This window comes from Streptomyces sp. NBC_01788, assembly GCF_035917575.1.
Taxonomy (GTDB): Bacteria; Actinomycetota; Actinomycetes; order Streptomycetales; family Streptomycetaceae; genus Streptomyces.
Window position 1 is genome coordinate 3,196,464 of sequence record NZ_CP109090.1, and the last position, 26,273, is coordinate 3,222,736.

Annotated in this window: 16 protein-coding genes; 10 read left to right on the top strand and 6 right to left on the bottom strand. The window is 71.8% G+C overall.

Annotated features, from left to right (window positions below):
* The first annotated feature begins 36 nt into the window (after window positions 1-36).
* From OIE49_RS14615 to galE, 6 genes are all read left to right on the top strand, one after another.
* Entirely contained in the window at window positions 37-2,229 is a 2,193-nt protein-coding gene (locus OIE49_RS14615) for a bifunctional glycosyltransferase/CDP-glycerol:glycerophosphate glycerophosphotransferase (protein ID WP_326802699.1), read from the top strand.
* 15 nt (window positions 2,230-2,244) lie between these two features.
* Entirely contained in the window at window positions 2,245-4,491 is a 2,247-nt protein-coding gene (locus OIE49_RS14620; protein ID WP_326802700.1) for a bifunctional glycosyltransferase/CDP-glycerol:glycerophosphate glycerophosphotransferase, read from the top strand.
* Window positions 4,488-5,807: a hypothetical protein gene (locus tag OIE49_RS14625; RefSeq protein WP_326802701.1), complete on the top strand. Its 1,320-nt coding sequence runs from the start codon at window positions 4,488-4,490 to the stop codon at window positions 5,805-5,807. Before OIE49_RS14620 ends, OIE49_RS14625 begins: the two co-directional genes overlap by 4 nt.
* A gap of 126 nt (window positions 5,808-5,933) precedes the next feature.
* The gene (locus tag OIE49_RS14630) at window positions 5,934-7,220 is read left to right on the top strand and encodes a glycosyltransferase 87 family protein (RefSeq protein ID WP_326802702.1); all 1,287 of its coding nucleotides are present in this window, start codon (window positions 5,934-5,936) and stop codon (window positions 7,218-7,220) included.
* Window positions 7,221-7,264: 44 nt separating this feature from the next.
* Window positions 7,265-8,875, top strand: a complete 1,611-nt coding sequence (locus OIE49_RS14635) for a glycosyltransferase family 2 protein (protein ID WP_326806232.1) — start codon at window positions 7,265-7,267, stop codon at window positions 8,873-8,875.
* Between the two features lie 58 nt (window positions 8,876-8,933).
* Window positions 8,934-9,917, top strand: coding sequence for a UDP-glucose 4-epimerase GalE (galE, locus tag OIE49_RS14640; RefSeq protein ID WP_326802703.1), 984 nt, complete (start codon window positions 8,934-8,936; stop codon window positions 9,915-9,917).
* Window positions 9,918-9,989: 72 nt separating this feature from the next.
* Here the strand turns inward: galE and OIE49_RS14645 are convergent, their stop codons facing one another.
* Window positions 9,990-10,613, bottom strand: coding sequence for a TetR/AcrR family transcriptional regulator (locus OIE49_RS14645; RefSeq protein WP_326802704.1), 624 nt, complete (start codon window positions 10,611-10,613; stop codon window positions 9,990-9,992).
* Window positions 10,614-10,795: 182 nt separating this feature from the next.
* On the opposite strand from OIE49_RS14645, the gene OIE49_RS14650 reads away from it, so the two are divergent.
* Both OIE49_RS14650 and OIE49_RS14655 read left to right on the top strand, forming a co-directional pair.
* A complete protein-coding gene (locus OIE49_RS14650) occupies window positions 10,796-11,710 on the top strand; it encodes an ABC transporter permease (RefSeq protein ID WP_326802705.1) in 915 nt (304 codons plus the stop codon).
* Entirely contained in the window at window positions 11,703-12,512 is an 810-nt protein-coding gene (locus OIE49_RS14655; protein ID WP_326802706.1) for an ABC transporter ATP-binding protein, read from the top strand. Before OIE49_RS14650 ends, OIE49_RS14655 begins: the two co-directional genes overlap by 8 nt.
* A 28-nt stretch (window positions 12,513-12,540) precedes the next feature.
* On the opposite strand, the gene OIE49_RS14660 is transcribed toward OIE49_RS14655, so the two are convergent.
* The 4 genes from OIE49_RS14660 to OIE49_RS14675 form a co-directional block, all read right to left on the bottom strand.
* Window positions 12,541-14,055, bottom strand: coding sequence for a hypothetical protein (locus OIE49_RS14660; protein ID WP_401743363.1), 1,515 nt, complete (start codon window positions 14,053-14,055; stop codon window positions 12,541-12,543).
* Window positions 14,056-14,259: 204 nt separating this feature from the next.
* The gene (locus OIE49_RS14665; RefSeq protein WP_326802707.1) at window positions 14,260-19,194 is read right to left on the bottom strand and encodes an NAD-glutamate dehydrogenase; all 4,935 of its coding nucleotides are present in this window, start codon (window positions 19,192-19,194) and stop codon (window positions 14,260-14,262) included.
* 624 nt (window positions 19,195-19,818) lie between these two features.
* Window positions 19,819-20,487 (bottom strand): HAD family hydrolase, encoded by a 669-nt coding sequence (locus OIE49_RS14670; RefSeq protein WP_326802708.1) that lies wholly within the window; start codon window positions 20,485-20,487, stop codon window positions 19,819-19,821.
* A gap of 92 nt (window positions 20,488-20,579) precedes the next feature.
* Window positions 20,580-21,095, bottom strand: coding sequence for a DUF6912 family protein (locus tag OIE49_RS14675; protein WP_326802709.1), 516 nt, complete (start codon window positions 21,093-21,095; stop codon window positions 20,580-20,582).
* Between the two features lie 770 nt (window positions 21,096-21,865).
* On the opposite strand from OIE49_RS14675, the gene OIE49_RS14680 reads away from it, so the two are divergent.
* Window positions 21,866-22,399 (top strand): Rv3235 family protein, encoded by a 534-nt coding sequence (locus OIE49_RS14680; RefSeq protein WP_326802710.1) that lies wholly within the window; start codon window positions 21,866-21,868, stop codon window positions 22,397-22,399.
* 89 nt (window positions 22,400-22,488) lie between these two features.
* Here OIE49_RS14680 and secA read toward each other — a convergent pair whose 3' ends face one another.
* Window positions 22,489-25,305 (bottom strand): preprotein translocase subunit SecA, encoded by a 2,817-nt coding sequence (gene secA / locus OIE49_RS14685; RefSeq protein WP_326802711.1) that lies wholly within the window; start codon window positions 25,303-25,305, stop codon window positions 22,489-22,491.
* Between the two features lie 297 nt (window positions 25,306-25,602).
* Here secA and OIE49_RS14690 point away from each other — a divergent pair, with 297 nt between their 5' ends.
* Window positions 25,603-26,181 carry a GNAT family N-acetyltransferase gene (locus OIE49_RS14690; RefSeq protein WP_326802712.1) on the top strand — a complete coding sequence of 193 codons (579 nt, stop codon included), beginning with the start codon at window positions 25,603-25,605 and terminating at the stop codon, window positions 26,179-26,181.
* The last annotated feature ends 92 nt before the right edge of the window (window positions 26,182-26,273 follow it).

Here is a 26,273-nt window from a genome sequence, read left to right on the forward strand (position 1 = left end):
CACACAGCGGACCGAATCAACACAAGAAAGAGCGGAATGCCCCGATTCAGCATCGTCGTCCCGTCGCATGGCGTCGCGGGCCGGCTGTCCCTGGCGCTGGACTCGGTCCTCGCCCAGTCCTTCGGAGACTTCGAGCTGATCGCGGTGTGCGACGGCCCGGCCGCCCCGGCCGCCGGCGTCGCCGCCGACCACGCGACGCGGGACTCGCGGGTGGTCCTGGTGCACTCGCCCCCGTCCGAGGGCCTCGGCGCGGCGCGCAACGCCGGGATGCGGGCGGCGAGCGGCCTCTACCTGCTGTTCCTCGACGGCGACGACGTCCTGGCGCCGGGCGCGCTGGCCGCGCTGGCCGCCCGCCTTGAGGAGACGGGCGAGGTCGACGTGCTGTATTTCGAACACGAGCGGAGCCCCTGGTGGGACGGCGAACCCGCCACCACGGCCGGGCCCGCGCCGGTCACCGTCCGCGCACCCGCCTTCTCCCCCGCCGAGGCCCCGCAGCTGACCGGCGTGGCGCTGCCCGCGTGGAGCGCGGCCTACCGGCGCTCCTTCGTCACCGCACACGACCTGACCTTCCCCGACGGGCACTTCACCGATGTCGGCTGGGGCGGCCTGGTCACCGTCGCGGCCGAGCGTGTCGCGGTACTGCGCCGGGTCGTCGTACGGCATCTGCTGCGCCGGCAGGGCAGCCGGCTCGATCTCCCGGGCGAGCACCAGTTCGACCTCCTCGACCAGACCGAGCGGGTGCTCGTCCGGGCCGCCGCCGGGAAACTGCCCACAGAACGGTTCACGCCCCTGTTCGAGCAGCTCTTCGACACGGTGCTGGCGGTGGCCACGGACCGGGATCGGGTGCCCGCGGGCCGGCGCCGCGCGTTCTTCCGCCGGGCCCACCGCCTGTACCGGCGCCACCGCCCGGTCGGCCACCGCGCCCCGCGCGGCCGGTCCGGCGTGCCGCACCGACTGATGGCGTCCGGCGCGTACACGTTGTTCCGCGTACGGTGCGCTGCCGGCCGCACGGCCGTGGCCGCCGCCCCGCGCCTGCCGCGCGCGGGCCGGCTGCGCACCCGCCTCGCCTACCGCCTGCACCTGCGCCGCCCACTCGACGAGAACCTCGTCGTGTACTGCGCCTACTGGGGCCGGGGATACGCCTGCAACCCGGCCGCCCTGCACGCCAAGGCCCGCGAACTCGCCCCGCACCTGCGCGGTGTGTTCCTGGTGGAGCCCGGCCAGGAACACACCGTCCCCGAGGACGTCGAGTACGCGGTGATCGGCAGCCGCCGCTACTGGAAGGTGCTGGCCCGCGCCAAGTACCTGGTGAACAACGCCAACTTCGCCGACGCCGTCGTCAAACGCCCCGGCAGCGTGCACCTCCAGACCCAGCACGGCACCCCGCTGAAGACGATGGGCTGCGACCAGTCGACGTACCCGGTGGTCGCGGCGCGGTCCGGCAGCTTCACCAAGCTGCTGCGCCGCGTGGACCGGTGGGACTACAACGTCTCCTCCAACCGCCACTCCACCGAGATGTGGGAACGGGCCTTCCCCGGCTCCTACGAGCCCCTGGAGTACGGCTACCCGCGCAACGACGTCTACTGCACGGCCCGCGCCGAGGACGTGGCCCGCGTCCGCCGCGAACTGGGCGTCCCGGAGGGGAAGACGGCCGTCCTGTACGCGCCCACCCACCGCGACCACCACACCGGCTTCGAGCCCGGCCTCGACCTGGAGGCCTTCTGCGCGGCGGCCGGCGAGGACGTCGTCGTCCTGCTGCGCGCCCACTACTTCTACGACCGGGGCGGGCCGCGAAGCGGCGGCCGGATCATCGACGTCACCGCGCACCGCTCCGCGGAGGACGTGTGCCTGGCCGCGGACGCGCTGGTCACCGACTACTCGTCGATCATGTTCGACTACGCCAACCTGGACCGCCCGATCGTCGTGTACGCCGACGACTGGGAGGTCTACCGGGAGATCCGCGGGGTCTGCTTCGACCTCATGGACACACCGCCCGGCCCGGTCGTCCGCACACCGGGGGGACTGGCGGCGGTCTTCCGCGACGGCGGGTACGCGGGCCCGGAGTCGGCGGCGCTGCGCGCCCGGTTCCGGCAGCGGTTCTGCCAGTTCGACGACGGCCTGGCCGCCGAGCGGGTCGTCCGCCGGGTGTTCCTCGGCGAACCGCCCGAAGCGCTCCCGCCCGTGATCCCGCTCGCCGAGCGTGTCCCGGCCCCCGCCGCCATCCACTAAGGAGCTGACGCAGCCGTGCCCCGCCTCAGCATCATCGTCCCCTGCTTCAAGGTGCAGGGGTTCCTGCGCGAATGCCTGGACTCGGTCCTGACGCAGTCCTTCGCCGACGTCGAGGTGATCGCCGTCGACGACTGCTCCCCCGACGGCAGCGGCGCCGTCCTCGACGAGTACGCCGCCCGCGACCCGCGCGTCCGGGTGCTGCACCTGCCGGAGAACGTCGGCCTCGGCCGTGCCCGCAACGCCGGAATGCCGCTGGCCACCGGCGACTTCCTGTTCTTCCTCGACAGCGACGACACCCTCACCCCGGGCGCCCTGAGCGCCATCGCCGACCGGCTGGAGGAGACCGGCGACCCGGACGTGCTGGTCTTCGACTACGCCCGCACCTACTGGTGGGGCGGAACCCGGCGCAACGTGCTGGCCGCGGTGCTCGCGGAGGCCCGCTCCGGCACCTTCACCGCCGCCGAACACCCGCGGATCCTGGACCTGCTGATGGTGGTGTGGAACAAGGTCTACCGCCGCGGCTTCGTCGAGGAGCACGGCTTCGTCTTCCCGCCCGGCTACTACGAGGACACGCCCTGGACGTTCCCCGTGCTGCTCACCGCCCGGCGGATCGCCACGCTCGACCGGATCTGCCTGTACTACCGCCAGCGCCGGCAGGGCAACATCCTGTCCACCACCAGCCGCAAGCACTTCGACATCCACGACCAGTACGAGCGGGTCCTCGCCCATCTCGACTCCCATCCCGAGCTGGCGAGTTGGCGACCTTTCCTGCACCGGAAGATGGGCGAGCACTGCCTGGACATCCTCGCCAAGCCGGACCGGCTGCCGCCCTCGGAGAAGGCCGAGTTCTTCCGCCGTACCGCCCGGATGTTCCGCGCCCACCGGCCCCCGGACGCGGACACGAGCGGTCAGGTGCGGATGCTGGAGGGCGGTTGGGCCGCCTACCAGGTCAGGCGGCAGGCCGGGCGGGCCGGCCGGGAACTCGGGCGCCGGGCGCTGCGGGTCCGCCGCGCGGCGGCCGGACGGGTCAAGGGCGGCTGGGCCGCGCTGCACACCCGCCGGCCCCTGGACCAGGACCTCGTCCTGTACTCGGCGTTCTCGCACCGGGGCATGCTCGGCGATCCGGCGGCCGTCCACCGCAAGGCACGTGAGATCGCGCCGCATCTGCGCGGGGTGTGGGTGGTCGGCGACCGGGAGCAGGCCGCGCTGCTGCCGCCGGACGTGGAGTACGTCCTGCCCGGCACCCTGCGCCACCGGCAGCTCGCCGCCCGGGCCGCGTTCTTCGTCAACAACGTCAACTGGCCCTCCGTACCGGCCAAACGGCCCGGCAGCACGCACATCCACACCCATCAGGGCACCCCGCTGAAGTTCATGGCGGCCGACCTGCTGGGCAAGCCGGGCGCCCGGCACGGCGTCGATGTGCCGGGCCTGCTGAAGCGCGCCGACCGCTGGGACCACAGCCTGGTCGCCAACCGCCACTCCGAGCTGGTCTGGGAGCGGGCCTACCCGTGCCGGTTCACCTCCGCGCGCACCGGCAGCCCGCGCAACGACGTGCTCGTCACCGCGCGCGCGGACGACGGCGCCGCCCTCCGCGACCGGCTCGGCATCCCGCCCGGGCACACGATGGTGCTGTACGCGCCGACCCGCCGGGACTACCGGCGCGGCGGCCTCGTCGAACGCTTCGACCTGGCCCGGTTCGCCGCGGACCTCGGCGAGGGCCACACCCTCGTCGTACGCCTGCATCCCTCGCTGGCCACCGGGCCGGCGCGCGGCCTGGGCCTGGCCGAGCTGCACCGGCGCGGAGTGCTCGTCGACGCGACCGACGAGCCGCACGTGGAGGAGCTCATGCTCGCCTCCGACGTACTGGTCACCGACTACTCGGCCCTGATGTTCGACTACGCGAACCTGGACCGCCCGATCGTGGTGCACGCCGACGACTGGGACGCGTACACCGCGAGCCGGGGCGCCTACTTCGACATCACCGCCGAACCGCCGGGCCATGTGTCGTGCACTTACGAAGAGTTGGCGCGGCTGTTCACCTCCGGCGACTGGCGGGACGCCGAGTCCGCGCGGCTGCGGACCGGCTTCCGGGAGCGCTTCTGCGAGTTCGACGACGGCTGGGCGGCCGAGCGGGTGGTACGGACCCTGATCCTCGGGGACAAGGAGTGGACCCCGGATCCGGCGGCGGCACCCGCGGCCCCCGGAACGGTCGCCCACCTGCCCGCCCAGGCCTCCGGCCGCGATCTGCTGGCGCCCTCGTGAGACGGCCCCGTTGGAAAGCGCGCGCGTGGCGGCCGGGCACCTGGGTGCTGGTCCTGGCCGCCCTGTTCGCGCTGCTCCAGCTCGGCACGGTCACCGGCCGGGACACCCCCGACACCAAGAACTACCTGTCGTACGCGCTGAGTCTGCGCGGTGCGGACAAGCGGGAGGCGGCGGCCGTCACGATCGACTACGCGTGCGCCGGGAAGGCGGCCCGGGCGAGCCGGGCACGGAGCGTGGACGTGCTGCGCTTCCGTGAGCCGAGTCCTGCGGCCCGGGTGGCGGACACGTGCCGGTCCGGGCTGCGGCGCGAGGTGGAGGCACGGTTGCGGGCCGGGCAGACCGGCGGGCACACCCTGCCGTTCATGCCGGAGCGCTTCATGCGGATCTTCGAGGCACGCCCGGGCTATCCGGTGTTCCTGATCCCCTTCATCACGGTGTTCGGCGTGACGTGGGGCGTGTGGGCGGCGGGCGTCGTCGTCACCGCGGTGGGCGGCGTCCTCGTCTTCCTGGTGCTGCGCGGCCGGCGTGGGCCCACGCCCCTGGCGCTGACCGGCCAGGCCCTCTACTACGTGCTGCCGTGCGGCACGACGGCCATGCGCCCGATGACCGAGGGCCTGATGCTGGCGCTGACCCTGGCGGCGCTGTGGGGCTGCTCGCTGGCGCTGGACGGGCGTGTACGGGCCGGCACCGTCCTGGTCGCGGGCGCGCTGCTCGCGCTGTTCACGGTCAAGCACTCCCAGGCGCTGTTCCTCGGCCTGAGCCTGGCTGCCGCGGGCGCGGCCGTCGCCGTACGGCGGTGGACACGGCGGCGCCCGGCGGGGCGGGGCGTCCTCGCGGTCACCGCGGTGGCCTGCGGAGCCGCCGTCGGCACGGTGCTCCTGGCACGGGCGCTGCGCTACCCGACCGGGACCGACAGCGTTCAGGACCTGCTCACCGGCCACTACGCCCTGCCCGACCGCGACCGCCCCTGGCCGGAGCTGCTGCGGCTGGAGGGCTCGTTCTGGCTGGAGTGGCTGCGCCGGCAGCTGTGGCAGCCGCTGTTCGCCGCCCTGCTCGCCGCCGGCGCGTGGGGTGCGCTGCGGCGGCGGGGGGCGTTCGGGCTCTTCGTGGTGGCGACGGCGTTCTCCGGGTTCCTCACCCAGGCGGCGCATCCCGACATCACCGTCTGGGGCGAACGGCTGATCGTGGTGGCCTGGCTGCTGCCGGTGGTGGGGGTGCCGCTGCTGCTGGAGCGTGTGGCGCTCCGGCCGACGGCGGACGTCCCCGGCCCGCGTCCCCGCAGCCTGCCGGACGAGCGGAGCCCGGTCACCCGGTGATCCCGAAGAACCCGAAGAACCCGGTGAGGGTGCCGGGGCCGGTTTGGTCCACTTGGCAGGCTCTTGCCGACACCAGGAAGCGTATCAGCACATATACGGCTTTCCATCGGATTACGATCCGCCGTGATGAGTGCCTTCCAGAGCGTGACGCGTCTTCCCGCGCGCCCGTCGACGAGACACCGCCTCCTCGGCCTGACGGCCGCCTGGCTCCTCACGCGCGCCCTGATGCTGTGGCTGCTCGCCCACAACGGACTGCCCCTGCTCGGCCGGGGCTCGGTGGCGCGCGAGGTGTGGAAGCTGTACCAGCACTGGTACGTGCTGCTGTCCCACGGCGCGTTCCCGGCGCACGACACGCTGTGGCAGTACCCGCCGGGCGCCGGTCCGGTGCTGCTGTCGCCCGCGCTGCTGCCGGGCCTGACCTACTTCCAGGCGTTCGTGGTGCTCACCGTCGCCGTCGACGCGCTGGTCACGCTGGCGCTGGCGCACGCGGGCACCCGGCCGGACAGCAGCCTGCGCGGGGCCGGCTACTGGACGCTGGGCCTGCCCCTGCTGCTGCACGTCCCGCTGGCCCGCTACGACGTCCAGGCGACCGCCCTGGCGGTGCTGTCCCTGCTGGCCCTGTCGCGCTCCCCGCGCGCGTGCGGCGCGCTCGCCGCGCTGGGCGCCCTGGTGAAGGTGTGGCCGGTCCTGGCGCTGCTCGGACTCCCCCGGGGCCGTCCGACCCGCTCGGCGTGGACCTGGGCGGCCGCCACCGGCGCCGTCGTGCTGACCGTCCTCGCCGTCCTGTTCAGGAACCCGCTCGCCTTTGCTCGCCAGCAGGGCGGCCGGGGCGTGCAGATCGAGTCGTTGGGCGGCACCGCGCTCGCGCTGGCCACGCACGCCGGCTGGCCGGGACGGGTGCGCTACCGGTACGGGGCCCTGGAGTTCACCGGTCCGTACGTCTCCACCGTCGCGCATCTCTCGCTGGCCCTGTCGGCGAGCGCCTTCGGACTGCTGCTGCTGTGGCGGATCCGGGCCCGGCACTGGACGCCCGCGACCCCGTACGACGCCGCGCTGAGCGCCGTCCTGCTGTTCACCGTGACCAGCAGGGTGATCAGCCCGCAGTACATGGTGTGGCTGCTCGGCCTCGCGGCGGTGTGCCTGACGTCGCCGCTGACCACGCAGCGGCCGGCCGCCGCGCTGATCGCACTGGCGAGTCTGGTCAGCGTGATCGCCTATCCCGCGCTGTACCACCAGGTGGCGTCCTGCACGTGGAAAGGTTGCGCGCTCATGGTCATGCGCAACGGTCTGCTGGCCGCCGCCGCGCTATTCTCTTTTGCCCGGTTGTGGCGATCGACGAAATTGATGACGCAGGAAGGGGAACCCGAGTCGGGCGCACACCGTCTTCCGCACGGGACTCTAAGTCCCTCTTAACGGGAGATTACCGACCGCCCCTACTATTCCCGCTCGTGGACTCCATGCCTCTGCAGCCCCACCTTTCAGCCGACGTCAGCGTTGTCGTGATCGGTTACAACGACGCCGCCCACATAGCCGATGCTGTGCGCTCGGCACTCGCGCAGGGCCCCTCCGTCAGCGAGGTCGTCGCCGTCGACGACTGCTCGACCGACGGCACCTCCGAGCTGCTCGACCGGCTGGCCGCGGCCGAACCGAGAGTGCGGGTGATCCGGCGCGAGGAGAACAGCGGCGGCTGCGGCACCCCGCGCAACGCCGGCATCGACGCGGTCACGACGTCGTACGTGATGTTCCTGGACAGCGACGACGTACTGCCGCCGGGCGCGGTGGACGCGCTGCTCGGCGCCGCCCGCGAGGAGCAGGCCGAGGTCGTCAGCGGCCTGTGCGTGCGCCGCGAGCTGCCCTCCGGGCGCGAAGTGCCGTGGCAGGGCAAGCTGTACGCCGAGGGCGCCGTCCTCGCGCGCCCCGCGCACCTCCCTCGCCTCGTGCACGACACCCTGTGCGTCAACAAGCTGTACCGCACCGACTTCCTGCGCGAGCACGCGATCCGCTTCCCCGAAGGACGCTTCCCCTACGAGGACTTCGTGTTCACCGCGCGTGTGCTGGCCGCCGGGCCGCGCATGGCCCTCATCCCGGACCAGGTCTACGTGTGGAACGTACGCCGGTCGGCCGGACATCTGTCGATCTCGCTGGACCGCTCGGACATCGAGAACTGGCACGCGCGCACCGAGGCCAGCCGGTCGGCGTACGACATCCTGCTGAACGCCGGTCAGAAGGAGCTCGCGCGGGCGGCCCGAGCCAAGTTCCTCGACCACGAACTGCGCATGTACGCGCGTGAGCTGGGCCTGCGCGACGCGGAGTACCGGCGCGCGTGGTGGGACCACACGCGGGAATACCTCGGCGAGTACGACGCGGCCGACTGGGCGGTCAACCCGACGGCCTCCGGACGCCTACTCGGACGGGTGATTCTCGCGTCGCCCGAGCCGCGGGATCTGGCGCGTCTGAAGGAGTTCGCCGCCCGCCCGTCCCGGCTGTGTCCGCCCTACGCCAGGGACAAGGACGGCGCCCCCGTCTGGGCAGACGATCTTCCCCAGGTCAGCCTGGAGCCCTACCTGGTCCGGCCGCTCCACGTCCTGCCGCTGGCCGTGGACGCGGAACTGCGCCCCCACGCGAGCACCAGCCTGCTGCGGCTGCGCCTGCACGACCTGTACGGCAGGGTGGCGTCCGCCGGGCCCGAGGCCGTGGAGGTGGAGTGGCGGCACCGTGAGGCGGGGCGCACGGTCCAGCACGCCGCCGTCCCGCTCACACCGTCCGAGGACGGCACCTGGTCGGCCGAGACGGTCGTGGAGCTCGCGGGACTGGGGGCCGGCACCTGGGACCTGCGGCTGCGGGTGCGGTTCACCGACGGCGCGAGCCGTGAGGTGACGGCGCACGCGGGCGCCGGTCTGCTGCGCCGTCGTGTCGTACCGAGCGTGCGCTACGGCGTCCTGCTGGTCCAGCCCTACGCCACGCACTCCGGCGCGCTGGCGCTGCGGCTGGCGGCGGGGCTGAGCGGGGTGACGTCCGTGCTGCGGGGCAGACTGAGCCGTCTGCTCCACCGGGCCGCGTCCCGGTGAGCGCGCCACGATCCGCATTCCCGCGACGACCTGGGCCAACTGACGAGGAGACGCCCGCATGACCTGGCTGATCACCGGCGGCGCCGGCTACATCGGAGCGCACGTCGTCCACGCGATGACCGAGGCGGGCGAGCGGGCGGTGGTGTACGACGACCTGTCGACCGGCATCGCCGAGCGCGTCCCGCAGGGCGTCCCGCTGGTGGAGGGCTCCACGCTGGACGGCGACCGTGTGGCGCGCGTCCTCGCCGAGCACGAAGTGACCGGTGTCGTCCACCTGGCGGCGAAGAAGCAGGTGGGCGAGTCGGTGGAGCAGCCCCTGCTCTACTACCGGCAGAACGTCGAGGGCCTGCGGGTCCTGCTGGAGGCGGTGACGGAGGCCGGGGTCGGGTCCTTCGTGTTCTCCTCCTCGGCGGCCGTGTACGGCATGCCGTACGCCGCGCGGGACGATGCCCTGGTGACGGAGGAGACGCCGTGCGTGCCGATGTCGCCGTACGGCGAGACGAAGCTGGCCGGCGAGTGGCTGGTGCGTGCGACCGGCCGGGCGACGGGACTGTCGACGGCGTCCCTGCGGTACTTCAACGTGGCAGGCGCGGCGAACCCGGGGCTGGCGGACGTCGGGGTCTTCAACCTGGTCCCGATGGTCTTCGAACGGCTGACCGAGGGCAGGCCCCCGCTCATCTTCGGGGACGACTACCCCACGCCGGACGGCACCTGCGTCCGTGACTACATCCACGTGGCGGACCTCGCGGAGGCCCACGTGGCCGCGGCGCGCGCCCTGCGCTCCTCGCCCGGTCGCGACCTCACGCTGAACATCGGCAGCGGGGAGGGGGTCTCGGTGCGCGAGATGATCGACACGATCAACGCCGTCACCGGCTACGACAGCCCTCCGACGGTCGTCCCCCGCCGCCCCGGCGACCCCGCCCGCGTCGTCGCCTCCGCCGAGCGGATCACCACGGAACTCGGCTGGAAGGCCCGCCGCGACCTCCGCGACATGATCACCACGGCCTGGGAGGGCTGGCTCCACCACCACTCCCGGCCCTGACACCGCCTGAGGGCGCCACCGGGTCCGCCCGCCCGCGGACCCGGTGGCGCCCTCCCCTGCGTGGCCCCGTGGTCAGAGGGCCTTGAGCGCCTCGGCCGTGCCGTGGGCGAGGGCGTTCAGGTAGCCCTTGGGGAGCTTCGGCGTGCGGATGACGACCGCGCGCCAGTACAGCGGGCCCGAGATCAGGTCGAGGGCCAGGTCCCGGTCCAGATCGGGGCCGATCTCGCCACGGCGCTCGGCCGCCGCCAGGATGCTGCTGGCCACGCTCTCCTGACCGTCGCGCAGGGCCTTCTGCATGGCCTCGGCGATGTCCGGATTGCGGGCCGCCTCCGCCTGGAGGTCGGGGATGATCTGCGAGGCGATGGGGTGGCGCAGGGCCCGGGAGGTCACCTCGTACAGCAGCCGCAGATCGCTCTCCAGGGAGCCGGTGTCCGGCGCGGGCAGGCCCTGCACGGCGAGCGCCGAGACGATGTCCAGCACCAGATGCAGCTTGGAACGCCACCGGCGGTAGACGGCCGTCTTGCCGACGCCCGCGCGCCGCGCGATCCCCTCGATGGACGTCCGCGCGTAGCCGACGGACGCCAGTTCCTCGAAGACCGCCGCACGGATCGCCTCCGTCACATCCTCGCGGAGCACGGCCGCTCCGGCGGGGACCCGGCGGGGGCGCGTCTGGGGCTCGTCGGCGTTCGTCGTCATGGGGCCAAGCATAGGGCGTTACGACGAAACGGTTGCGTTGCGGCGTGCCTTCGCCGTACGCTCACGTTGCGACGATACGGTCCCGTTCCGACGTAAGAAAACGTAAAGAGAACCGTAAGGAAACGATCGGCGACCCGGAGCCGGACCCCCGCACCACCTCCCCCCGAGCGAAAGCAGCGGATGTGAGCCAGGCCCTCCACACACCGCCCCACACACCGACCGCGGCCGAGCACCCCCTCTCGGCGCTCGCCACTCGCCACGGCCTGTCGGTCAGCGGCGCCCGCCCCTCCCTGCCCGAGTACGTCCGCCGGCTCTGGGCGCGGCGCCACTTCATCAGCGCCTTCGCCACCGCCAAGCTCACCTCCCAGTACAGCCAGGCGAAGCTCGGCCAGATCTGGCAGGTCGCCACCCCGCTCCTGAACGCGGCGGTGTACTACTTCATCTTCGGCATCCTCATGGGCACCAGCCGCGGCGTCGCGGACTACATCCCGTTCCTGGTGACGGGCGTGTTCATCTGGACGTTCACCCAGAACTCGATCATGGCGGGCACCCGGGCGATCTCCGGCAACCTCGGCCTGGTGCGGGCCCTGCACTTCCCGCGGGCCGCGCTGCCGGTCTCCTTCGCGCTTCAGCAGCTCCAGCAACTGCTGTTCTCGATGGTCGCCCTGGTGGTGATCCTGTTCTGCTTCGGCATGACGCCCTCCATGTCGTGGGCGCTGGTCGTCCCGGTGCTGCTGCTCCAGTTCGTGTTCAACGCCGGCGTCTCCATGATCATGGCCCGGATGGGCGCCAGGACCCCGGACATCGCCCAGCTGATGCCGTTCCTCCTGCGCACCTGGATGTACATCTCCGGCGTGATGTGGAGCATCGACAAGACGCTGGACCGCACCCACATGCCGCACGTGCTGAAGGTGCTGCTGCAGTCCAATCCGGCCGCCGTCTACATCGACCTGATGCGCTTCGCGCTGATCGACAGCTTCAAGGCCCACCAGCTCCCCCACCATGTGTGGGCCTTCGCAGTGGGCTGGGCCCTGCTCGCCGGGGTCGGCGGCTTCATCTACTTCTGGAAGGCTGAGGAGACGTACGGCCGTGGCTGAGCTGAACACCGACAAGGTCCCCACCGTCGTCGTCGACGGGGTCGACATCGTCTACCGGGTCAACGGAACCGGCTCCGGCCGGGGCTCCGCGACCGCCGCCCTCAACCGGATCCTGCGCCGCGAGAAGGCGGAGAAGGCGGCCGGCGTACGCCGGGTGCACGCGGTCAAGAAGGTCTCGTTCGTCGCCTACAAGGGCGAGGCCATCGGCCTGATCGGCACCAACGGCTCCGGCAAGTCCACGCTGCTCAAGGCGGTCGCCGGACTGCTGCCCGTGGAGAACGGCAGGATCTACACCAACGGCCAGCCCTCGCTGCTCGGCGTGAACGCGGCCCTCATGAACGACCTGACCGGCGAGCGCAACGTCCTCCTCGGCGGACTGGCCATGGGCATGTCCCGCGAGGAGATCAGGGAGCGCTACCAGGACATCGTCGACTTCTCCGGCATCAACGAGAAGGGCGACTTCATCACGCTCCCGATGCGCACCTACTCCTCCGGCATGGCCGCCCGGCTGCGCTTCTCCATCGCCGCCGCCAAGGACCACGACGTCCTGCTGATCGACGAGGCGCTGGCCACCGGTGACCGCTCCTTCCAGCGACGCTCGGAGGAGCGGATCCGCGAGCTGCGCGCCGAGGCCGGCACGGTGTTCCTGGTCAGCCACAGCAACTCCTCGATCCGCGACACCTGCGAGCGCGTCCTGTGGCTGGAACGCGGCGAACTGCGCATGGACGGCCCCACCGAGGAGGTCCTCGGGGCCTACGAGGCCTTCACGGGCGGCTCCGACAAGAAGAAGGCCAAGCGGTAGCCCGTGCCCCACGCCCGCGGCGGGCCGGTCAGGGCGTCACCGCGTACAGGATCTGCCCGTCCGGACCGCGGGTCACCACGCGCAGTTCCGGATCGCGGCGGGGCGTGCTCCGGTCCACGACCCAGCGCACGTCATAGGTGCGCAGGATGTCCCGGCGTACGTCCTCCGGCGTGCGGCGCGTGTAGTAGCGCCGCACCGCCCACTCCCGCCGCGACTCGTCCGGCAGGAAGAAGTCCGGGTAGCCGGGGGCGACGGTGTAGGGGCCGTAGGCCGGGATCAGCCGGGAGGGCAGGTCCCGGGCCATGACCACGTCCCCGTACTTCACGTACGGAGTGATCCAGTAGTACCCGTTCCACGTCCGGGTGTAGCCGGCCGCGAGCACGCCAGGCAGCGCCTCGCGCCCGACCGCGTACCCGAGCACGCCCGCCTGGGCCCACGCGCCCAGGGCCAGCGCGCCGCCCAGCACCCACGCCCAGCGGATCCGCACGGTCCGCGGGCCGCTGTGCACCACCTCCAGCGCGGCGGCGAGCTGCGCCGGGACGAGGGCGGCGGGCAGGGTCCGGCCCCAGGCGTAGTGGCCGGTGACGAAGCCCGCGGCGCACATCAGCGCGCCCAGCAGGAAAAAGATCACCAGCGGGTCGCGCCGGTCGCGCCGCCACCGCGGGACCAGCGCGGCCACTCCGAGCAGCGCCAGCCAGTAGCGGCCGAGGAACTCCTCGTAGAGAGCCCGGTGCACCTCCTCCAGATCGTCTCCGGCCGAGAACAGGGCGAAGAAGTCGTAGTACGGCCACAGCCACAGCACCAGCAGCCCCAGGGCCGCCCCGGCGCCGAGCCGCGGCCACAGGGCCCGCGGGGGGCGGGCCGCGAGCACCGCGGCGAGACCGCCGAGCGTGGCGACGACACCGGTGAACTGATGGCACAGCAGGATCAGCGCCCACAGCGCCCCGAGCCCCAGCCACACCTCCCACCCGGCCGCCGTGCGCAGCGCCCGCGTGAGCCAGGCCCAGTGATGGAAGGCGAGGCCGAGGGCGAACACGCTCGGGTACGACACCGTCAGCGCGAGGGAGTTGAGGGAGAGGAAGCCGCTCCAGTTGATGAGCTCCGTACCCCACAGGAGCACCAGGCTCAGGGCTGCCAGGGCGGGCGCGGCCCGGTGCGCGCTCAGCGTCCTGACGTACCGCCAGACGCCCGTCGCGAGCAGCGTGAGCCCGGCGAGCGCGGCGAGCCGCAGCACCACGAACACCGACAGCCCGCCGGCCCGGGCGACACAGCCGAGCAGCACCATCCACGGCGAGTAGTACGGGCTCGGGGTGTCGGCGTCGACGAGCGGATTGCCGGGGTGGAACAGGCTGTGGCGCAGCCGTTGGATGGTCGCCGCGTGCATGCCCAGGTCGCCGGCCCAGGGCAGCCGGACGACCATCAGGAGCAGCAGGGCGACGAGGAAGGCGGCGGCCACGCGGGGCGCGTAGGCCCCTGCCGGGGCGGTGGACGGCCGGGCGACGGCCGCATCCGCTGACGGTGCCTCAGGCGGCGCGGTGCGCATGACGCAGGAGCCGGGTGCGACTGCCGAGGGAGTTCACGCGGCAACTTTATACGAATGATCCCGTTTAGCCGGAAAGGGTAAATTCGGCGTGCGGCGTTTCCTGGACGGCAGGAAGACGGCGTGGGCGGGAGCGTGGACGGCATGAGGGCGCCCCGGACCTTTCCGGTCCGGGGCGCCCTCGGGTACGGGTCGGCCTCCCGCGTGTTACGAGTGCGTGCGCAGCAGCGTGCGCATCGTCCGCATCGCCACCGACAGGTTGGCCAGGTCGAACGCGTCCGAGCCGCGGATCTCCTCGAGGGTGGAACGCGCCCGGGACAGGAGCGCCCCGTTCTTCTGCTCCCACACCTTGAAGCGCTGCTCCGGCGTGGCGGTGCCGTTGCCCGCGGCCAGCACGTCCGCGGTCAGTGCCGCGTGCGCCGCGTACAGGTCCTCACGGATCGCCGCACGGGCCATGGACTGCCACCGGTCGGCACGCGGCAGCTCGATGATGCGGTCCATCAGCTGGGTGATGTGCAGGCGGTCGGCGAGGTCGTAGTACACCTCGGCGACATCCATCGGGTCCTTGTCCATGCGGTCGGCCACCGAGACGATGTCGAGCGCCGGGAAGGCGGAGGAGAACCCGGCCACGCGCGTGGCCAGCTCGTCCGGGACGCCGACGCCGGACAGCTCGTCGTAGACCTGCTGGTACCACTCCAGGTCCGCGCCCTTGAGCAGCTTGGGCAGCTCCGCCCACACCTGCCCGACCCGCTCGGAGAAGAACTCGACGGTCTCGGCGAGCTCCAGCGGCTGCGGCCGGTTGTTCAACAGCCAGCGCGTGCCGCGCTCGACCAGTCGGCGCGAGTGCAGGCGGATACGGGTCTGGACATCGGCCTCGACCTTGTTGTCCAGCGCCTCGACCGCGTCCCACACCGGAGCCGAGCGGAAGATCGTGCGGGCCACCGTCTGCGCCCTGACGATCTCCTCCAGCGACGCGCCGGTCTCCTCCCGCAGGCGGTGCAGATAGGTCGTACCGCCCGTGTTGACCGTGTCGTTGACCAGGACGGTCGTCGTGATCTCACGGCGCAGCGGGTGGTTGTCGATCCGCTCGGCGAACTGCTCGCGCAGCGGGGCCGGGAAGTAGGCGTGCAGCAGGCCGCGCAGGTACGGGTCGTCCGGCAGCGAGGTGTGCAGCAGCTCCTCGGCGACCGTGATCTTCGTGTACGCCAGCAGGACGGCCGTCTCCGGACCGGTCAGGCCGCTCCCCGCGGCCAGCCGCTCACGGATCTGCCGGTCGGTGGGCAGGAACTCCAGCGCCCGGTCCAGGTGGCCCTCGCGCACCAGGTGCTTCATGAAGCGCTGCTGGGCGTTGAGCATGTCCTTGGACTGGGCGAGCGCGTTGGCGATCGCCGTGTTCTGCGCGTAGTTGGTGCGCAGCACCAGGGCGCCGACCTCGTCGGTCATCTCGGCGAGCAGCTTGTTGCGCTGCTTGACCGTCATGTCGCCTTCCGCGACCAGGCCGTTCAGCAGGACCTTGATGTTCACCTCGTGGTCGGAGGTGTCCACACCGGCGCTGTTGTCGATGGCGTCGGTGTTGATCCGGGCGCCCTGCATCGCGCACTCGATCCGGCCGAGCTGGGTGAAGCCCAGGTTGCCGCCCTCGCCGACGACCTGGACCCGCAGGTCGCGGCCGTCGACGCGGATGGCGTCGTTGGCCTTGTCACCGACGTCGGCGTGGGACTCGGTGGACGCCTTGACGTACGTGCCGATGCCGCCGTTCCACAGCAGGTCCACCGGGGCCTTGAGGATCGCCCGCATCAGGTCGGCCGGGGTCAGCTTGGTGACACCGGCCTCGATGCCGAGGGCCTCGCGGATGTGCGCGTTGACCGGGATCGACTTGGCCGTACGCGGGAACACCCCGCCGCCGGCCGAGATCAGCTCGGCGTTGTAGTCCTCCCACGAGGAGCGCGGCAGCTCGAACAGGCGGCGGCGCTCGGCGTAGGAGACGGCCGCGTCCGGCTCGGGGTCGATGAAGATGTGCCGGTGGTCGAAGGCGGCGACCAGGCGGATGTGCTCGCTCAGCAGCATGCCGTTGCCGAACACGTCACCGGACATGTCGCCGATGCCGACGACCGTGAAGTCCTGGGACTGGGTGTCCACGCCCAGCTCACGGAAGTGCCGCTTGACCGACTCCCAGGCGCCGCGGGCGGTGATGCCCATGCCCTTGTGGTCGTAGCCCGCCGAGCCGCCGGAGGCGAAGGCGTCGCCGAGCCAGAAGTCGTACGACTGGGCGACCTCGTTGGCGATGTCCGAGAACCGTGCCGTGCCCTTGTCGGCGGCGACCACCAGGTAGGTGTCGTCACCGTCGTGCCGCACGACGTCCTGCGGGGGCACGACCTCGCCGGCGACCATGTTGTCGGTGATGTCGAGCAGCGCCGAGATGAAGGTCTTGTAGCTGGCGATGCCCTCCGCCATCCACGCGTCCCGGTCCACGCTGGGGTCGGGCAGCTGCTTGGCGACGAACCCGCCCTTGGCGCCGACCGGCACGATGACGGTGTTCTTCACCATCTGCGCCTTGACCAGGCCGAGGATCTCGGTACGGAAGTCCTCGCGCCGGTCGGACCAGCGCAGGCCACCGCGGGCGACCTTGCCGAAGCGCAGGTGCACGCCCTCCACCCGCGGCGAGTACACCCAGATCTCGTACGCCGGGCGCGGCGCCGGCAGGTCCGGGATGGCCCGCGGGTCGAACTTCATGGCCACGTACTCGTGCGGCCCGCCGCCCTGCGCCTCCTGGAAGAAGCTGGTGCGCAGGGTCGCCTTGATGACGGTGAGGAAGGACCGCAGGATCCGGTCCTCGTCGAGGGACGCCACCTGGTCGAGGGCCGCGTCGACCTCTTCCAGCAGCGCGTCCACGAGTTCGTGCCCGGCGCGCTGGCGCTCCGGCGACATCCGCGCCTCGAACAGGGAGACCAGCAGCCGGGTGGTGTGGACGTTGTTGCGGAGGGTGTCCTCCATGTAGTCCTGGCTGAAGGTCGAGCCCGCCTGGCGGAGGTACTTGGCGTAGGCGCGCAGCACCATCGCCTGACGCCAGGTCAGCCCGGCGCCCAGCACCAGGGCGTTGAACCCGTCGACCTCCGCCTTGCCCGTCCAGGCGGCGGCGAAGGCGTCCTGGAAGCGCTCGCGGGCGTCGTCGCCGAGGTGGTCGCCGATACCGGCGGACTCCTTCGGCATCCGCAGACCGAAGTCGTACACCCACGCCGTCGTACGGTCCGCGCAGCGCAGTTCGTACGGCCGCTCGTCGGTGACCTCGACGCCGAGCCGGCTGAGCACCGGCAGCACGGCGGACAGGGAGACCGAGCCGCCCTTCTGGTAGATCTTGAACCGGCGCTCCTCGGGGGCGGCGCCCACCGGCTCGTACAGGCTCAACGCGAAGCTCTTGTCCTCGCCCAGCTGCTCTAGGTTGCACAGGTCGGCGACCGCGGCGCGCGGGGTGTGGTCGGCCTTGTAGCCCTCGGTGAAGGCGCCCGAGTAGCGGCGCAGCAGCTCAGCGGCGCGCTCCTCGCCGATTTCGGCCGTCAGCGCCTCGGAGAAGGCGTCCGTCCAGGAGCGGGCGGCCTCGACCAGGCGGGCCTCGATGCGCTCCTTGTCGCCGTCGGACAGCTCCGGCAGCTCGGTGCCCTGCGGCACCCGGACGACGAAGTGCAGCCGGGAGAGCACCGACTCGGTGTTCCAGGCCGTGAAGTCGACGCTGGTGCCGCCCAGCTCCTCCTTCAGGATGTCGATGATCCGCAGGCGGACACCGGTGGTGTAGCGGTCACGCGGGAGGTACACGAGGGCCGAGTAGTAGCGGCCGTACTCGTCCTGGCGCAGGTACAGGCGCAGCCGGCGGCGCTCCTGGAGGTACAGCACGGAGGTGGCGATCGCCTGGAGCTCGGCGGCCGGGGTCTGGAAGAGCTCGTCGCGCGGGTAGGTCTCGAGGATCTGCAGCAGGTCGCGCCCGTCGTGGCTGTTGGGCGAGAAGCCGGCGAGCTCCAGGACCTCCTCGACCTTGCGGCGGATGACGGGGACCCGGCGCACGGACTCGGTGTAGGCGGCGGACGAGAACAGGCCGAGGAAGCGGCGCTCGCCGACGACCTCGCCCTTGTCGTTGAACTTCTTGACGCCCACGTAGTCCAGGTAGGACGGCCGGTGGACGGTGGCCCGGCTGTTGGCCTTGGTCAGCACCAGCAGCTTGTGCTCGCGCGCCTTGGCGCGGGCGTCGGCGGGCAGCCGCTCGAAGGACGGGCTGACCGGGTGGCTGTCGTCGCCGGCGTGCGGCGGGTCCGCGCGCAGTATGCCGAGACCGGTGCCGGGGACGGCGGCCAGGGAGTCGTCGTCGCGCAGCCGGTACTCGCGGTAGCCGAGGAAGGTGAAGTGGTCGTCGGACAGCCAGCGCAGCAGCTCGCGGGCCTCCTCGACCTCCTGCGTGCGCAGGTCGCCGGGGGCCGGCTCGCCGGGCAGGTCCTCGGCGAGGCTGGTCGCCGCCTGGCGCATCTTCTCCCAGTCCTCGACGGCCTCGCGGACGTCGGACAGCACGCGCAGCAGGTCGGCGGTGATCTGCTTGAGGTCGGCGCGGTCGGTCTCGCGGTCGGTCTCGACGTGGATCCAGGACTCGGTGTGCGCGTCGTGCGGCAGCTCCTCGCCGGGCGCCGCGGTGGGCAGCACCTCGATGAGCTTGCCGGCGACGTCACGGCGCACCACGAACTGCGGGTGGATCACCACGTGGATGCCACGGCCCTGGCGGGTCAGCTCGTTCGTCACGGAGTCCACGAGGAAGGGCATGTCGTCGGTGACGACCTCGACGACGGAGTGGCTGCACGTCCAGCCGTTCTCCTCGACGGTCGGGGTGTGGACCCGGACGTTGGCCGTGCCCTGCGGGCGGCTCTCGGCCAGACGGTAGTGGGAGTAGGCGGTGCCGAAGATGTCGACCGGGTCGCGGTCGGCGAGGTCCTCGGGGGCGGTGTGCAGGTAGAAGCGCTGGAGGAACGCGAGCACGGACTCCCGGTCCGGCATGCCCTCGCCCGTCGACCCGGTCGGGGCGTGTCCCCCGAGCGGACTGTTCTCAGCTACCCGGGCGGCCCTCTCGAGCAGCTCGGCCTTGGCTTCGTCCAGCTTGGTCTGCATTGTCCTCTGGCTCCTGTCGCGCGCCGTTGCGTGACGTAGAAGGAAGTACGGTCTCTTCCTCTCCGGCGTGACGCCGCGGCCCGGGATGTCCGGTGTGCTTCGACGCTATGCCGGAAAGTGAGATGAGCGGGGGGATATCAGTCATGTTCGACGCGTCCGACGGGTGTGACGCTGCTCTCCGCCGCGCCCGTACCCGTGGATGACGCGGCGTCCCGGGGGCCTCCATGGCCCCTTCCCGCCCGCGAGGACCAGCGACCGCCGCCCGGACACGGATACGGTCCGTGCTCACCGGGCGCACAGCGGAGGCGACGATGCCCCCGCGAACTATCGCGCTGATCACGCCACAAGGCTATCGCTCCTCACGGGGGGCCCGTCATGAGCCGTATGTGTACAAAACCGGGGGTGGAAGTTTGACGTTCTGCACAGGGGTGGTGCCGGCGAAGGCGGCGTATGGCTCCACCGGACCCCGCCGTGCCCCGCCTTCCAGTTTCCCGCTGCGCGCTTCCCACTCCACGTTTCTCACCCCGTTGCTCCCCCGCGTCCTCTCCCGCGTCTTCCTGCGCCGGTCCGTCCGCGCTTCTCCCCCCGCTCCTCCCGTGCCTCTCGCCGCGTGCCGCGCGCCGCTCAGTCGGCCAGCCGCTGCGCCTCCGCGACCGCCTCCCGCAGGGTGTCCACCACCGGCACGCCGACCTCCTCCAGGCTGGCCCGGCTGTGCGAGCCGCCGGTGTAGAGCACCGCCCGCGCCCCGACGCGCCGCGCGGCCACCGCGTCGTCCGCCGCGTCCCCGATCACCACCGTGCGCGCGGGGTGCACCGTCTCGGACAGCGCGCCCAGGTGCCGCACCATGTGCTCGGCCTTGCTGCCGCCGGATCTCCCCGTTCTCCCGTCCACCCGGAGGAAGTGCGCCTCGATCCCGAAGCCCCGGACCAGCGGGACGAGGTCCTCGTGCCCGTACATGCTGAGGATCGACTGGCTGTGCCCGGCCGACGTCCATCCGGTGAGCAGGTCCACGACGCCCTCGGTCAGGGCGCATGCGGTGCGGTGCTCGGAGTAGTACCGGTGGAAGACGCCGTCCATCGCGTCCCACTCGGCCTCGGTGGGCAGCCGGCCCAGCAGCCGCTCGTAGAACTTCGGGATCGGCACGCAGTACAGCGCGCGGTACTGCTCCAGTGTGATCGGCTCCATGCCCAGCTCGGCGAAAGCCGCGTTCGTCGCGCCTATGACCGCGTCGTTGTCGTGGAACAGCGTGCCGTTCCAGTCCCAGACGATGTGCGCCCCTGACTGTTTCCCCATACCGGAAAACGTACCCGCCGCCACTGACAATCAGGAGAGCGGCGGGTCGCGAGCCGTGGTCAGGTCGCGTGTGCCGTCGCGGTCCGCGGGCCTCAGCCGCCGAGCCCCACCAGGTTCGGGATCTCCTGCGTGGCGTACCAGAGCAGTTCGTGGTCCTCGGCGCCGTCCACGACGAACTGGGCGTCGTCGTCGTCCGCGTCCGCCGCCCCCAGGGCCCCGGCCGCGGCGGTCACGTCCGCCTCCGCGTCACCGCCGTCGACGTGCACGGCGGCCGCCTTGGCCAGCCGCACCGGGCCGGCCACCCGGACCTCGCCGAGCGCGGCCGGGTCGAGCCCGCGGTCGGGGTCGGCCGTCGCCGCGCCGTCGGGCACGTCCACGGCGACCACCACGCGGCGCCGCGGGGCGCCCGGGTCCAGTGCCAGCAGTCGCAACGAGGCGAGCGCGGCCCGGTTCAGCGCGGCGTACTCCAGCTCCTCGATGTCGTCGGAGAGGCACCACTCGCGCAGCGCGGGCGTCACGGCGTACGCGGTGAGCGCCTCTGTCCCCAGCTCCCCCGTCTTGTGCGCCTCGGCGAGGCCCGAGAGGGTCAGGGGGACGTAGACACGCATGGCAGGCCGCTTTCGTGGTCGGAGGGCTCGCCGCCCGGACGGCCTTCAGGATACGTGCGGGAGTCCCCTTTCGAGTCCCCGGCCACACCTCCTGTCCGTCCACCGCACACCCCTCGTCTCACCCGGTACACCCCAGTCCCCGCACGGCCGACGACGCTCACGATCACACGGAGGGGTGAACTGGTCCACGGTCCGACGCGCGCCGGACCTTCCTTGCCGCGGCGCCCTCGGACCCGTACAAGAGCCCCAGCAGGAAGTTACTGCCCGGTACGAACGGGTCGGCCCTGGGCCGGCCCATGCCTGTGGGCGCCGACGCCGGGCACGACACCGAACGGGGACCCATGAACAAGGTCATGACCAGGACCCAGCGCCGCCCGGGCGCCCACCCGCCGGGCCGCCGCGACCCCCGCCGCCCCGGCGGCCACCCACCCCGCACCCCGGGAGGAACCCTCCCCCGCACAGCCGACGACAACCCCCCGCCCCGCCACACCCCCGCGCTCCCCACCGGCCCCCGGGACACCCGCCCCCCAGCGACCCCCCTCGGCCCCCGCCGGACGCGTACCGGCACGCGGGCCTCAGGAGGCCCCGTACCGAGGCCGAACGGCACCGCCGCCCCGACGAGCCCACCCGTCGACCCGGTCGAGTCCCACAGGACGGGAACGGCACACACAGGCACCGACCCGGCAGCCCGCGCGGGCGTAGGTTCCGGGGCCGCCCCCGGTCGCACAGGGGACGCGGCCCGAGTCCTTCGGGCGGGTGCCTACCGGTCCGTGCCCGGCGCCGACGCGGACGCGGCCCTTGCCGCGGGTGCCGCAGGCGCGGCGGGCATCCGCGCACGTGGAGCAGCCCGCGCGGCAGGCGTCCGCGTCGGTGAGACCGCCCTCGCGGCGGGGATCGGCGCCGACGGACCCGCCCCGGCGGAGGCCGGGGCTCCCGGTGCCGCGCGGGCCGTTTCGCTGCCCATGGCCACCGATCTGTTCGCCGATCGGCTGCTCGCCGTGCTCAGCGGGCAGCGGCCCGTGCACTGGATGCTGCGGCACACCGCGGGCCGCGCCTACGACGAGCTCGCGTGGCTCGCCGAGCGCGGCACGCTGCGCACCCGCGGCGCCCGCCCCGTCGTGCGCGACATCGGCTACTACGAGCCCCGCCCGGGCGCCGTGGAGGCCTTCGCCCGCATCGGCGCGGGCGACCAGTTGCGCGCGATGGCGTTCCGCCTGGAACAGGGCCGCGACCGGCGCTGGCGCTGCACCGCAGTGGAACTGGGCGGCCCTCGCATGCCTCGCACGAGGGACGACCTGCCCTGACGGCGAACCGCGGCCAAACCGAAGGGCCGGACACCCCGAGGGTGCCCGGCCCTTCCCCGGCCGCTGCCGGATGTCTCAGTGAGCGGCGGTCACTTCTTGCGGCGGCGCCCGGCCTTCGCCTGCTTGCGCCGCTCCGCACGCGTGAGGCCGTCGGCCTCCGAGCGCACGGGCTCGCCGTCCGTGGAGAACTCACCCTCGACGATGCCGCCCTCGCCGTCCACGGTCGGCGCCGAGAAGTGCAGGTCACGCCGCTGCGGCGCGTCCAGCCCCTTGGCCCGGATCTCCGGGCGCGCGCCGGCCTGCGCCGGAACCGCGTCGTGCTTCTCCAGGTCGGCCACCGGCTTCGTGTCCTCGACCGGCACCTCCTCGACCTGCTGCTCGACCTGGACCTCCAGGTTGAACAGGTAGCCGACGGACTCCTCCTTGATGCCCTCCATCATCGCGGTGAACATGTCGAAGCCCTCGCGCTGGTACTCGACCAGCGGGTCCTTCTGCGCCATCGCGCGCAGGCCGATGCCCTCCTGGAGATAGTCCATCTCGTAGAGGTGCTCGCGCCACTTGCGGTCCAGCACCGACAGCACCACCCGGCGCTCCAGCTCACGCATGATCTCCGAGCCGAGCTGCGCCTCGCGGGCCTCGTACTGCTCGCGGACGTCGTCCTCGATGGACTCGCTGATGAACTCCGCCGTCAGACCCGCGCGGTCCCCGGCCGCCTCCTCCAGCTCCTCGATGGTGATCTTCACCGGGTAGAGCTGCTTGAAGGCGCCCCACAGCCGGTCGAGATCCCAGTCCTCCGGGAAGCCCTCGGCGGTCTCCGCGCCGACGTACGCGTCGATGGTGTCGCTCATGAAGTGGAGCACCTGCTCCTGCAGGTCCTCGCCCTCCAGGACGCGGCGCCGCTCGCCGTAGATGACCTCGCGCTGCCGGTTGAGCACCTCGTCGTACTTGAGAACGTTCTTGCGCGTCTCGAAGTTCTGCTGCTCGACCTGCGACTGGGCGGACGCGATCGCGCGCGTGACCATCTTGTTCTCGATCGGCACGTCGTCCGGCACGTTCGCCATCGACATCACGCGCTCGACCATCTGCGCCTTGAACAGACGCATCAGGTCGTCGCCCAGGGAGAGGTAGAAGCGGGACTCGCCCGGGTCGCCCTGACGGCCGCTACGACCGCGCAGCTGGTTGTCGATACGACGCGACTCGTGCCGCTCGGTGCCGAGCACGTACAGGCCGCCGAGCCGCTCGACCTCGTCCTTCTCGGCCTTGACCGCCGCCTCGGCGCGCTGCAACGCCTCCGGCAGGGCCCCCGCCCACTCCTCGATGTGCTCCTCGGGGTCGAGGCCGCGCTGGCGCAGCTCCGCCTCGGCGAGGTCCTCCGGGTTGCCGCCGAGCTTGATGTCCGTACCGCGGCCGGCCATGTTCGTCGCCACGGTCACCGCGCCCCTGCGGCCGGCCTGGGCGACGATCGACGCCTCGCGCTCGTGGTGCTTGGCGTTGAGCACCTCGTGCTGGACGCCGCGCTTACTGAGCTGCTGCGAGAGGTACTCCGACTTCTCCACCGAGGTGGTGCCGACCAGGATCGGCTGGCCCTTCTCGTGCTTCTCGGCGATGTCGTCGACGACCGCCTCGAACTTGGCGACCTCGGTGCGGTAGATCAGGTCCGCCTGGTCCTTGCGGACCATCGGCTTGTTGGTCGGGATCGGGACCACGCCGAGCTTGTAGATCTGGTGGAACTCGGCGGCCTCGGTCATCGCCGTACCGGTCATGCCGGAGAGCTTGCCGTAGAGGCGGAAGAAGTTCTGCAGGGTGATCGTGGCGAGCGTCTGGTTCTCGTCCTTGATGTCCACCCCCTCCTTCGCCTCGATCGCCTGGTGCATGCCCTCGTTGTAGCGGCGGCCGGCGAGGATACGGCCGGTGTGCTCGTCGACGATCATGACCTCGCCGTCGATGACGACGTAGTCCTTGTCTTTCTTGAAGAGCTCCTTGGCCTTGATGGCGTTGTTCAGGTAGCCCACGAGCGGGGTGTTCACCGACTCGTAGAGGTTGTCGATGCCCAGCCAATCCTCGACCTTGGAGACACCGGCCTCGTGGATGGCGACCGTGCGCTTCTTCTCGTCGACGTCGTAGTCACCGGTCTCCTCGACGCCCTTGAGCGGGTTGCCCGCCTCGCCCTTCTTCAGGCGGGTGACCAGCTTGGCGAAGTCGCCGTACCACTTGGTGGCCTGGTCGGCCGGGCCGGAGATGATCAGCGGCGTACGGGCCTCGTCGACGAGGATGGAGTCGACCTCGTCGACGATCGCGAAGTTGTGGCCGCGCTGGACGAGCTCGTCCTGGGACCACGCCATGTTGTCGCGGAGGTAGTCGAAGCCGAACTCGTTGTTCGTGCCGTAGGTGATGTCGCAGCCGTACTGCTCGCGGCGCTGGGCCGGCGTCATGTTCGCGAGGATGCAGCCGACGGACAGACCCAGGAACCTGTGGACGCGGCCCATCATCTCCGAGTCGCGCTCGGCCAGGTAGTCGTTGACCGTGATGATGTGCACGCCGTCGCCCGAGATCGCGTTCAGGTAGGCGGGCAGGGTGCCGACCAGGGTCTTGCCCTCGCCGGTCTTCATCTCGGCGACATAACCCAGATGCAGGGCGGCGCCGCCCATCAGCTGGACGTCGTAGTGCCGCTGGCCGAGGACACGCTTGGCCGCCTCGCGCACCGTGGCGAACGCCTCGGGGAGCAGGTCGTCCAGGCTCTCGCCGTCCGCGTACCGCTGCTTGTACTCATCGGTGAGGGCACGCAGATCGGCGTCGGAGAGGGCGACGAAGTCCTCTTCGATGGAGTTGACCTGGCCCGCGATGCGGTGCAGCTTGCGCAGGATCTTGCCTTCGCCTGCACGCATGATCTTCGAGAGGACGGACACGGGGGTTGGTCTCCTTGCCGGTCGGGCCTGGGACGGTTGGTTTCCATTGACGTACTGAGCAACGGCCATCGTATGCGAGGACACGGCCGAGCCGGGAGGGCCTGCCGCAAGGCCACCCGTCCGCAGCTTCGCGGGGCCTCCACGGGGACAACGTCCGGGGGGCGCGGATGGTGCCGTGTTCCGGCGGCGATTTGCGCGAATTGTGATCACTTCTTCGCGCGGTGGGGATGCGGTCGGCCCGTGGCACGCCGGGAAAAAGTATGGCGGCCCTCGCGGCCCCCCGAGCAGAATCGGGCGATGGAACCCGTCACGCTCACCACGGACCGTCTGCTCCTGCGCACGCTCCTTCCCGGGGACTCCGACGCGGTGTACGCGGCCGCGCAGGACCCGGACATCCAGCGCTGGCTCTCCCAGCTCCCCTCGCCGTACCTGCCCGAGCACGCGCGGAGTTTCACCGAGGACATGGTCCCGGTGGGCTGGGCCAACGGTTCGATGTTCACCTTCGGCCTCTTCCTGGCCGGCGCCTCGGGAGACCTCGTGGGCACGCTCGGCATGACGATGCGGTCGCTGGGCGAGGCCGAGATCGGCTACTGGGCCACGAAGGAGCACCGCGGCAACGGCTACGTGACCGAGGCCTCCCTCGCCGTCGCCCGCTGGGCCTTCACCCAGCTCGCCGTGGACCGCCTGGAGTGGCGCGCCGAGGTCGGCAACCACGCCTCCCGCGCGGTCGCCGAACGGGTCGGCTTCACCGTGGAGGGCATCCTCCGCTCGGGGCTCAACAACAAGGGGGTACGACGGGACTGCTGGGTGGGCTCCCTGCTGCCGTCCGACCTGAGCCTGCCCTCGGCGGCGCCGTACCTGCCCGCGCCGGCCTAGTGACCTGCCGCCCGTCGGCTGCCGGCTTTCGTGTCCACTGACGGCTGACGGAAGGCGGCTGATGGCCGGCTGAGGTCTCGTGCGCACCGGCG